We start from the raw sequence: 10965 nt of genomic DNA on the forward strand, positions 1-10965 counted from the left end.
AAGCGCGCCCTGGGCGCGGTGGCCCTGGTGCCGGCGGCGTGGCTGATCAGTCGCCAACTGCCCCTGGATGCCTGGCGTGCCGATTTGCACACGGCCACCGGCGAGCGCGAGCAGATCCGACTGGCCGATGGCAGTGCACTGCAACTCAACACCGCCAGCGCAGTTGATGTGGATTTGCAGGCGCGCCGCGTCAAGCTGATCGAGGGCGAAATGTCCCTGGCAGTGCCGAGTGATTTGCCGCTGACGGTCCACACCCGTTTTGGCAATGTCATCGTCAGCCGCAGTGAAGTCTGCGTTCGCCAGGACGCTCGCGGCTGCCGGGTGTCGGTCTACAACGGCGCCGTGCAGTTGCAACCTTTGCACGGGGCGGTCCTGGCTTTGCGCGCCGGCCAGCAAGTCAGCCTGCAGGCTGCGGGTGCCGGATCCGTCAGCGCATTTGATACGTTGGCGCCGGGTTGGCGTGAGGGTGTGCTGATGGCGAAGGACCAGCCGCTGGGGGACTTCCTGCGTGAACTGAGCACCTATCGACCGGGTGTCCTGCGCTGGGAGCCGGAGCTGGAAAACCTGCGCGTCACCGGCAGCTTCCGTCTGGACGACACTGACCGGGTGCTCGCGCTGCTCGTCGCCAGCCTGCCGTTGGAGATTCACTCGCGAACCCGCTATTGGGTCACGTTACTGCCGCGCAAAAATAGTGTGTAAAGCCTGGCCCCTTTTTTCGACTCGCCTGTCATTGAAGGCATGTGAACGAATCAAGAGAGCCTATTCAATGCCTACCGCTTCCTGCCCGCGTCTGCGTCCGTTGTTGCGCCTGAGCCTGATGCTGGGCCTGAGTGCCAGTCCATTGTTGATCTCGCCAACCTGGGCTGAGGACACTAACCGGCGCAGCTACCAGGTGCCGGCCGGCAGCCTGAGCGATGCATTGACCCGATTTGCCGGTCTGTCGGGCGTCAATCTGTCGGTGGATCCGGCGCTGGTCAGCGGCCGCAGCAGTCGCGGGCTGTCCGGTGAATTCGCCGTCGAGGAGGGCTTTGCCCGCTTGCTCCAGGGTTCCGGTCTGCAACTGCAGGCGGTAGGTGAGCAGGCGTACATTCTCACCCCGGCGCTGGAAGGCAGCAGCTTGCAGCTGGCGCCCACCTCGATTCTCGGTGCCACCGGCGGGGAGGGCGGCGAGGTGTTTGCCGGCGGCCAGGTTGCGCGTCGCGGTGCGCAAGGCTTGCTCGGCTCGAAAGACTTCATGGAAACGCCGTTCAGCATGACCACCTACACCGGCGAGGTGATCGAAAACCAGCAGGCCCGGACCTTGGGCGACCTGATCGCCAACGATCCTTCGGTTCGCGCCACCAACCCGACCGGCGGACGTTACGAGCAGTTCACCATTCGCGGCCTCAGCCTGTTCAACAGTGATGTCGCCTACAACGGTCTCTATGGCGTATTGCCGACTTACACCATCGACATGGAAATGGCCGATCGCGTCGATATCCTCAAGGGCCCCAGCCAGCTCATCAACGGTATCTCGCCGCGGGGCAGCGTGGGTGGCGGGATCAACGTGGTGCCCAAGCGTGCCACCGACAAGCCGATCACTTCATTCACCGGCAGCTACGCGTCCAACAACCAGCTCGGCGGCGCCGTGGATGTCGGTCGGCGCTTTGGCGAAGACGACAAGTTTGGCCTGCGCTTCAACGGCGTGAAGCAGTCTGGTGACACTGAATGGGATCACCAGAGCGTCGGCCGCGAGATGGCCGTGCTGGGCCTGGACTTTCGCGGAGAGCGCCTGCGGCTCTCGACAGACATCGGCCACACCGAACGCAATACCGACGCGCCACAGGAGCGTGTGCAAGTAGGTGCCAACGCCCAGGTCCCGCATGCCGGTGATGTGCGCCACAACTACGCGCAGGCCTGGAGCAAGGCGCGCACCGAGGATACTTTCGGCACCGTGAACGGCGAGTTCGACGTCAATGATTCGGTCATGCTGTACGGCGGAGTCGGCGCGCGCAAAAGTAATCACGACTTCCTCCGGCATGCGGTGTCGGTCACCAACGATGCGGGCGACTTCAGCGTGCAACCCCGCGACTTCACCCGCGACGAAAATGTGCGGACGGCCACGGCCGGGGTGCGCAACTGGTTTCACACCGGCCCGGTAAGCCACGAGGTCAATCTGGCGGCCAGCTATTTCTACATGGACTTCGAGAATGGCGGCGCACGGTATGCTGCCGCGCCGAGCAATATCTACGACCCGATGGACACTCCGACGCCAGCCAGACCGACGCGCCAGGATGCCAAGGTCTACACCGAGAACCGCTTTAGCGGCGTGGCGTTGTCCGACACCCTGGGTTTCTTCGATGACCGATTGCTGCTGACCGTGGGTGCTCGCTGGCAGCGGGTGAAGGTGGACGACTGGTCCGACAACATCAAGGGCGCCACCGCCTACGACGAGGAGAAGGTTTCGCCGTCGGGCGGCATCCTGTTCAAGGCGACTGACAAACTATCGCTGTACGCCAACTACATGGAAGGTTTGAGCCAGGGCAAGATCGCACCGTCGACCTCGGTCAACGAAGACCAGATCTTCCCGCCCTTCATCAGCCGTCAGGTCGAAGTCGGCGCCAAATATGACGCCGGCCCGTTCGCCGTGACCGCAGCGGTATTCCGCATCAAGCAACCGGCCTACGAAACCAACGCCACTACGCGAGTCTTCGGCCCGAACGGCAAGCGCGAGAACAAGGGCGTAGAGCTGAGCGTATTCGGCGAACCGCTGGATGGTTTCCGCCTGCTTGGTGGTGTCATGTACATCGACAGCGAACTGACCCGCACCACCAACGGCACCTTCGACGGCAACCGCGCACCCGCCACGCCCCAATACAACGTCAACCTCGGCGCCGAGTGGGACGTGCCGACCGCCCAGGGCCTGACCCTGACCAGCCGCGGCATCTACTCCAGCTCGCAGTACCTGGACCAGTCCAACAACAAGGAGATCGACTCGTGGGAACGCTTCGACGTGGGTGCACGTTACGCGTTCAAGCTCGATGACAGGACCATCACCTTGCGCGGCAACGTCGAGAACGTGGCGGACAAACGTTACTGGAGCTCGGCGGGTGCCTCGGATGACAGCGAGCCTGGCCTGACCCTCTCAACACCGCGGACCTATCTGCTTTCGGCGACCGTGGATTTCTAAACCTTCAGGAGTTGGCTTGCTGGCGATACCGGAGGGTGTGACTGACCCGACGCTATCGCGAGCAGGCTCACTCCTACAGTAGTCCGCAGCGCACACCATTTTGTGTTCGCCGCAAACCCCTGTAGGAGTGAGCCTGCTCGCGATGACGTTGTCACATTCGCCGTGGGACTGACCGACCTGACACCATCAACCCAAAAATCCGCAATATTTTGATCTTCTGGTCAGTTTTTTGTAACTGGTTGTTTGCCCCGAGCGCATAAACCTTTAAAGTTAACCTGTCGGTCAGCTTTGCACTGTCAACACAGCCCTTTGCTCCGTCCAAAAAGGGTTCCTGCAAGACTCGAGATTTCCAGAACATAACCAGAAGGGCGGGCCCATAACCGCTCAGAGGATGATCCATGTCCAACCGTGATATATCCCGGCGCTCGTTCCTACAGGGCGGGTTGGTGGCGGGGGTGAGCGTGACGCTTACACCGCTCAGCACCCAGGCCCTGGCCGCCTTGATGGAAAACAGCGTGACCGTGCCGTCCGAGCAATGGCTCGGTAACAACGGCAAGGCGCGCTCGCGTAACGATGCCCTGTCCAAGGTGTGCGGCAGCAAGGTGTTTGCCCGCGACATCCGCGCCAAGGACATGCCGGGCTGGCCCGAGCAGCAAGGCCACGCCATGCTGCTGAAGATCACCAAGGCCGACCGCCTCTACGCCGGTTACGACCTGGCGTGGCTCGGTGCCGACTTGCAGCCGGACCGCATCGTCACCGCAGAAGACCTGGAGCAAGACGGCATCGTCTTCCCCGAAGAGCATGCCCCCGACCCGCTGTTGCCGGTCGGCAAGGTGCCGATGTTCATCGGTCATCCGGTGGCGATCCTGATCTGGAACGACTTCGAGCGCTTCCGCCAGGCCAAGGCCAAACTCAAGTTCAACGACAAGGCCATTCGCTACGGTGCCCAGGTGCCGTTCTACGAAGGTGATCCCTACGGCAGCTTCCGCTACGTGCGGGTCGGCGGCGCGACTTCGGCGGACGAAGACGAATTCGCCAGCCTCAAGGATTCGATCCTGTTCCCGATGCTGCGCAACCGTCGGCCGGTCTGGGATTCGCAGCCCAACCTGCACGGCAACCTGACTGAGCGCGGGCTGTTCTACGCCGAACGCATGAAGCAGCAGATCGACACCCCGCCAGACAACTGGCTGGTGTTCGATGAGCGCTACAAGACCCCGTCGATCGAGCCGGCCGCCATGGAACCGGATAACGGCAATGGCTGGTACGACCCTGCGACCAAGACCCTGCATTTTGTGGTCGCCACCCAGTGCCCGTTGGAAACCGCCACCGAGACCGCGAAGATGATCGCGCCGTCGCGTTTTGGCCTGGCCAACCTGAACATGCACCCGGGCTACACCGTGGGTTACGGTTCCAAGGACCACAATATTTTCGTCTACTACGCAGCGCTGGCCGCCCTGTACGGCGCCGGTGTGCCGGTGCGTCTGGCCAACGACCGCTACGAGCAGTTCCAGAGCGGCATCAAGCGTCACCCGTTCGACATCCGCTATCAACTGGCGGTGGACAAGACCGATCACAGTTTCAAGATCTTCCGCGCCGAAATGAGCGTCGACGGTGGCGGGCGCGTGAACTACAGCCCGTCGGTAGCGGCGGTCGGCGCCACGGCGGCGCAGTCGATCTACTACATGCCGCAGAACGATCTGCAGGTCACCGCCTATCATTCCCGCGCTGTTGAAGCCGGCTCGATGCGTGGCTACGGCACCCTGCAGAGCATGGCCTCGACCGAGATGATGGTCGACGAAATTGCCGGTCGCCTGGGCATCGATGCCATCGACCTGCGCAAGAAAAACGCCATGCTCTCGGGCATGAAAAACACCCAGGGCGCGGTGCCGGCGGGTGCCTTGCGCCTGCACGAAATTCTCGACAAGGCGGCCGTGCACGAAGTCTGGAAGAGCCGCGACAAGATCAAGCAAGAGCGTGAAGCCCAGGACCCGGATCACTGGTACGGTGTCGGCTTCGCCATCTGCCAGAAGGACTTCGGCACCGGTTCCGAAGCACCGATGGCGAGCATCGAGTTCAATGCCGAAGGGCGTATTCACCTGCGCCACATCGGTATCGAAATCGGCACCGGCATGTCCACTTCGCAAGCCATGGTAGTGGCCGATTTCCTCGGCAGCCCGGCCCACGAAGTGAAGACGGGCGAGACCGAATGGCGAGAGTTGCAGCTGATCACCGGCGGCAACCCGTACATCATGAGCCAGGCCGAGCAGGACACTCTGCTGCGCAACCCGCGCTGGGTCGGCAAGCTGGCCTCGGCCTCGTCGGCGACCAACTCGGCTTATTACTTCAGCCACGCTACCCGTGAAGCGGCGCGCGTGTTGTTCAACCACGGCCTATGGCCGGCGGCGCTGCAGATCTGGCGCCAGGGTCCTTATGGCGGCCAGGCCAACCCCTACGTGGTTCGCCGGGAAGACGCGCATTGGGTCGACGGCAAACTCACCGCCAACGGCATGCAGCCGTTGAGCTTCGAACAGCTGGCCAGACACGCTCACGAAAAAGGCCTGGTCACCGGCGCCACCGTGCACGGTTTTAACCGCTGGAGTTGGGCCGAGGCCGAGTTCAGCATTGATGGTGTGCGCGAGCGGCTACCGCTCGACAGCCTGGCGGTGAAGTACGGCGACGGTGCCCCGAACGCGAAGAAGGCGCAGATGAACAGCGCCGGTTTCCATCTGCTTGATCGGCAGAACGTGCACTACCCGGACACCCAGTTGAACAACGCCGCCGTGACTTACTACAGCCCGGTGGCGACCCTGGTCGAACTGAAGGTGAACAAGGGCTCGGCCGAAGTGCAGGTGCTCAACCATCACTCATGGGTCGAGTGCGGTCGGGTGCTGGTGGAAGAACTGGTCAGGGGCCAAATTGAAGGTGGCATCGCCATGGGCATCGGCCATGCACTGCTGGAAGAAATGCCGCTTTACGAGGGAGGGCCGGGGGAGGGTGACTGGAACTTCAACCGCTATCGTCTACCCATGGCGCGCCACGTTGCGGTCTGGAAGCAAACGGCGGAAATCCTGCCGCCGCTGTCACCGAGTGATCCATCCAAAGGCATCGCCGAAGTGGTGATGATCCCGGTTGTGGGTGCCATCGGTAACGCTGTAGCCCACGCCATCGGCAAGCGCGTGCGCGACCTGCCTATCACTTCTGCCCGCATCAAGGAGGCCCTCAATGGCTAACCGTCCGCTTCAACTGACCCTCAACGGTCAAACCGTCGGCCCGGTGGACATCCCTGATGACCTGCCGATGATCGACTACCTGCACGAATACAAGAACCTCACCGGCTCGCGCCTGGGCTGCGGCCAGGGCATCTGTCATGCCTGCGTGGTAATCGTCGACAACCCCGACGGCACCAGCGAGGAGGTGCGCACCTGCATCACGGGCGCGCACTATTTCGAAGGCAAGAAAGTGCGAACCATCGAAGGCCATGCCACCCGCGATGAGCAGGGCCAGGTCACTGAGCTCAATCCGATCCAGCAACGCTTCGTTGATGAATTCGCGTTCCAGTGCAGCTACTGCGCGCCCGGTTTCGTCAATGCCGCGACGGTGCTGGTAGAGAAGCTGCAGCGCCAGCCGATCGTCAAGAGTCAACTGGAACAGGTGATCGAGGACAGCCTCGGTCACCACGTCTGCCGCTGCACCGGCTACGTGCGTTACTACAGTGCCACGCGCAACGTGCTGACCGATCTCGGCCTGGTCAAGGAGGGCTAACATGAAGCATCTATTTTCCCACCTGGCGTTGGCGGTTGGCCTGGCTGCGCCGGTGTTGCTGGCGCACGCCGACGATCAGGTCAAGCGCGGCGAATACCTCGCGCGCGCCGCCGACTGCATGGCCTGCCACACCGCCCCGGGTGGCGCTCCGTACGCAGGGGGGCTGCCGATCGTTTCGCCGTTCGGCACCATCTACGGCACCAATATCACCCCAAGCAAGAAGCACGGTATCGGCCAGTACAGCGATGAGGAATTCTTCGCTGCGCTCACCGAAGGCAAGCGTCGCGACGGGGCCAACCTGTACCCGGCGATGCCGTACACCTCCTATCACCTGATGCCGAGGGCAGACTCCGACGCGATTCACGCCTACCTGAAAACCGTCGAGCCCATCGAGCGCGCTGCGCCGGTGACCAGCCTGAGCTTTCCGTTCAACGTGCGCCTGGGCCTTACGGGCTGGAACATGCTGTACGGCAAGGATATGAAACTGTCGTCCGCCGAGGGCAAGAGCGAGGCGTTCAAGCGCGGCCAGTACATGGTCGACGTGCTCGGCCACTGCGGCGAATGCCACACCCCACGCGGCTTGCCCGGTGCGATGCAGCAGGACAAGCGCATGACCGGAGGCGTACTCAACGGCTATCTGGCGCCCAGCCTGCTGGCCGACGACCTGGCGAACCGCGGTTGGAATCACCAGGACTTGAGTTCGTTCCTCAAGCACGGCATGAGTGCCCAAGGCACGATGTTCAACGAGATGTTCCCGGTGTTCCACAACAGCACCCAAGGCCTCACTGATCCTGATCTGGCGGCGATGGCCACCTACCTGCTCGGCGATCAACCGCCGGCGGCGAAAGTGCTGACCGAAGTACCTCTGGAGGAGTTGAGTGCCAGCGCCCAGCGCGGTCGCCAGGAATACCTGAACGTCTGCGCCGGTTGTCATGCGGTAGAGGGCGAGGGCAAGCCGCACATCGCGGTGGCCATGCGTGGCAACACCACGCTGCGCCTGGATGATCCACGCAACCTGCTGCGGGTGATCGAGGACGGCATCGGCGAGCAGCAATTTGTCGGCTTCGAACGCATGCAGCCGATGCCGGGTTTTGCCGAAAAACTCAGCCCTGGCCAATTGACCGACCTGCTCAATTACCTGCGTCAAGGGTGGGGTGGTCAACCGGGTGAACTGGCCGTCAGCGACGTGCAGAAGCTGCAAGCGGACGCCCCTCCAACCGAACACAAGGTGCACTGATATGCAGCATCTGGACTTGCAAGTGGTACGGCGCGCGCTGCAATGGTCAATGGCCGGCCAGCAGGTCTGGCTGTGCACGGTGCTCGCCACCTACGGCTCGGCGCCTCGCGCACCGGGCTCGCTGCTGGCGGTGAGCGGTGAGGGGCAGTGGATCGGTTCGCTGTCGGGTGGTTGCGTCGAGGAGGACTTTCTCGAACGTGTCGCTCAAGGCGCGTTCGAGCAAGCCGTGTGCGTGGTTCGGTACGGCGAACGTGATGACCCGCGCTCGCGGATCAGCCTGCCGTGTGGCGGGATTCTTGACGTGCTGGTGGAAAAGCTTGAGCCGGCTTGCGAGGTTCAGGCGCATCTGCGGGAACTGGAATCGGCGTTGCTCGGCCAGCGTCGATTGATCCGCGAAATCGATCTGGCCAGCGGCGCCCGTGACCTGTTTGTGGATCGGGAGCAGGGCGTGCGCATCGAGCGCGAAGTCGACCGGGTTCGGGTGCGCATCGGCGCTGCCCAGCGTTTGCTGCTGGCGGGCTATTCCAGTGTCGCCCAGGCCTGTGCAGAATTTGCCGTGGGCCTTGGCTTCGAAGTCATTCTCTGTGACCCGCGCGATGAAGTGCTCGAGGGCGTGGTGCTGGACAATGTCGAGATTCGCCGGCAACTGCCCTCGGTCTTCATCGCCGACGGTGGCTGCCACCGCGACACTGCAGTCGTGGCATTAACCCACGACCCGCGCATCGATGACCTGGCAATGATGGAAGCGGTGCGCACCGACGCGTTCTATATCGGCGTCATGGGCTCGGTACAAACCTCGCAGAAACGCTTCGAACGCTTGCGCCGCATTGGTGGATTGGGCGAGGCCGAGCTGGCGCGGATCCACGCGCCCATCGGCCTCAATCTGGGTAGCAAGACCCCCGCAGAAATCGCCTTGGCGGTACTTGCCGACATCCTGAGAATCCGCGGCGGCATCCCCCGCGATCGAATCTAACCACCACAACCCTGCAGGAGCGAGCCTGCTCGCGATAACGGACAAGCATGTTGAATGTGACCGCTTCATCGCGAGCAAGCGCACTCGCGTCCGTCAGTACCCGAACTTATCCCGCAACCCGTAGTACCAAGCCCCCAGCGCCGCAAACGGCGTACGCAACAGCTGACCACCCGGAAACGGATAATGCGGCAGATCCGCAAACGCATCAAAGCGCTCAGCCTGACCGCGCAATGCCTCGGCCAACACCTTGCCCGCCAGATGCGTATACGTCACCCCATGCCCGCTGCAACCCTGGGAGTAATAAATGTTGTCCCCCAGCCGCCCCACCTGAGGCAATCGCGACAAGGTCAGCAGGAAATTCCCGGTCCAGGCGTAATCGATTTTCACATCCCTGAGCTGTGGAAACGCCTTGAGCATCTTCGGCCGAATGATCGCCTCGATGTTCGCCGGATCCCGCGCGCCGTACACAACACCACCGCCGAAAACCAAACGCTTATCCGCGGTCAGGCGGTAATAGTCGAGCAGGTAGTTACAGTCCTCCACGCAGTAGTCCTGCGGCAGCAAACTGCTGGCCAGCTCATCGCCCAGCGGCGCCGTGGTAATCACCTGAGTGCCGCAAGGCATCGACTTGGCCGCCAGTTCCGGCACCAGATTCCCCAAGTAGGCATTGCCCGCGACGATAATGAACTTGGCCCTGACCTTGCCCTTTGGGGTATGCACCACCGGACTGGCGCCGCGCTCGATCCGCACCGCCGGCGACTGCTCATAGATAGTCCCGCCCAGAGACTCCACTGCAGCGGCTTCACCCAGCGCCAGGTTCAACGGATGAATATGCCCGCCGCTCATGTCGAGCATCCCGCCGACATACTGATCGCAAGCCACCACCTCGCGAATACGCGTCTGATCCATCAATTCCAGCTGTGTATGCCCAAAGCGCTCCCACAAACGCTTCTGCGCCTCCAGATGGCCCATCTGTTTGGCTGTGATGGCAGCGAACACGCCGCCGTCCTTCAGGTCGCACTGGATATTATATTTGGCCACCCTCTCGCGAATGATCCGCCCGCCCTCGAAAGCCATCTGCCCCAGCAACTGGGCCTGCTTGGGCCCGACCGTGCGCTCGATCACATCGATATCGCGGCTGTAACTGTTAACGATTTGCCCGCCGTTGCGCCCCGAAGCACCAAAGCCAACCTTGGCCGCCTCCAGCACCGTGACCTTAAAGCCGTTCTCCAGGAGAAACAGGGCAGAGGACAGCCCGGTATATCCGGCGCCGATCACACAGACATCAGTCTCTACGTCATCCTGCAAAGCCGGGCGGGGCGGAACCGCATTGGCCGATGCGGCGTAATAGGACTCTGGGTAAGGAGTGTTCGCCATCCTGCTGCCTCTGTTTAATATATTTTACGAGTGCGACGATCCTACCCGAGTTGAAAATCCCCCGCCAGCCACCGGAAAGTCTTCCTCGCAGCAGCAAAATTAAATATTTTGCATATTCATAGGGTTAGCGCGAAAAAAGGTGTTGACACCCCTCCGGAATTCCGTAGAATGCCGCCTCACAGCAGGCACGTAGCTCAGTTGGTTAGAGCACCACCTTGACATGGTGGGGGTCGTTGGTTCGAGTCCAATCGCGCCTACCAAACAAAATCCGCTCTGCTGGGCGGTCTAGAAGGGCTCACCGAAAGGTGGGCCCTTTTTTGTTGGTGCGCCAGGCATGGCGCGTTGCGCGCAAGCGCAACCAGCTTGGCTGTGGTGGCCACGCTGGTGACTTGGAGGTGAAAGTCCTCTACACACCCGGCAAGGGGAAGTGTTAGCCAGAGGCAAGGG

At 62.2% G+C, this 10965-nt stretch carries 7 protein-coding genes and 1 tRNA gene; 7 read left to right on the plus strand and 1 reads right to left on the minus strand.

Annotated features, from left to right (window positions below; translation table 11 throughout):
* The 6 genes from L9059_RS30010 to L9059_RS30035 form a co-directional block, all read left to right on the plus strand.
* Positions 1–699 (plus strand): FecR family protein (locus tag L9059_RS30010; protein ID WP_247295624.1); only part of this gene is annotated, 699 nt, incomplete at its 5' end.
* A 67-nt stretch (positions 700–766) separates the two neighbouring features.
* Positions 767–3169 (plus strand): TonB-dependent receptor, encoded by a 2403-nt coding sequence (locus L9059_RS30015; RefSeq protein ID WP_247295640.1) that lies wholly within the window; start codon positions 767–769, stop codon positions 3167–3169.
* A 398-nt stretch (positions 3170–3567) separates the two neighbouring features.
* The gene (locus tag L9059_RS30020; protein WP_247295643.1) at positions 3568–6399 is read left to right on the plus strand and encodes a xanthine dehydrogenase family protein molybdopterin-binding subunit; all 2832 of its coding nucleotides are present in this window, start codon (positions 3568–3570) and stop codon (positions 6397–6399) included.
* Positions 6392–6931 carry a (2Fe-2S)-binding protein gene (locus tag L9059_RS30025; protein WP_247295646.1) on the plus strand — a complete coding sequence of 180 codons (540 nt, stop codon included), beginning with the start codon at positions 6392–6394 and terminating at the stop codon, positions 6929–6931. Before L9059_RS30020 ends, L9059_RS30025 begins: the two co-directional genes overlap by 8 nt.
* A 1-nt stretch (position 6932) precedes the next feature.
* Complete coding sequence (locus L9059_RS30030; RefSeq protein WP_247295662.1) at positions 6933–8168, plus strand: c-type cytochrome; 1236 nt, start codon at positions 6933–6935, stop codon at positions 8166–8168.
* Between the two features lies 1 nt (position 8169).
* Positions 8170–9141 (plus strand): XdhC family protein, encoded by a 972-nt coding sequence (locus L9059_RS30035; RefSeq protein ID WP_247295682.1) that lies wholly within the window; start codon positions 8170–8172, stop codon positions 9139–9141.
* A 93-nt stretch (positions 9142–9234) separates the two neighbouring features.
* On the opposite strand, the gene L9059_RS30040 is transcribed toward L9059_RS30035, so the two are convergent.
* Entirely contained in the window at positions 9235–10518 is a 1284-nt protein-coding gene (locus L9059_RS30040) for an NAD(P)/FAD-dependent oxidoreductase (protein WP_247295685.1), read from the minus strand.
* A 183-nt stretch (positions 10519–10701) separates the two neighbouring features.
* Between L9059_RS30040 and L9059_RS30045 the strand changes: the two genes are divergently transcribed.
* A tRNA-Val gene (locus L9059_RS30045) sits at positions 10702–10778 on the plus strand.
* Positions 10779–10965 lie beyond the last annotated feature (187 nt).

The organism is Pseudomonas violetae (assembly GCF_023072615.1).
GTDB lineage: Bacteria > Pseudomonadota > Gammaproteobacteria > Pseudomonadales > Pseudomonadaceae > Aquipseudomonas > Aquipseudomonas violetae.

What these genes read in the sequence shown, in the direction of transcription:
- L9059_RS30015 (WP_247295640.1), top strand. Translation starts at nt 767, where the DNA reads ATGCCTACCGCTTCCTGCCCGCGTCTGCGTCCGTTGTTGCGCCTGAGC.
- L9059_RS30020 (WP_247295643.1), top strand. Translation starts at nt 3,568, where the DNA reads ATGTCCAACCGTGATATATCCCGGCGCTCGTTCCTACAGGGCGGGTTG.
- L9059_RS30025 (WP_247295646.1), top strand. Translation starts at nt 6,392, where the DNA reads ATGGCTAACCGTCCGCTTCAACTGACCCTCAACGGTCAAACCGTCGGC.
- L9059_RS30030 (WP_247295662.1), top strand. Translation starts at nt 6,933, where the DNA reads ATGAAGCATCTATTTTCCCACCTGGCGTTGGCGGTTGGCCTGGCTGCG.
- L9059_RS30035 (WP_247295682.1), top strand. Translation starts at nt 8,170, where the DNA reads ATGCAGCATCTGGACTTGCAAGTGGTACGGCGCGCGCTGCAATGGTCA.
- L9059_RS30040 (WP_247295685.1), bottom strand. Translation starts at nt 10,518, where the DNA reads ATGGCGAACACTCCTTACCCAGAGTCCTATTACGCCGCATCGGCCAAT.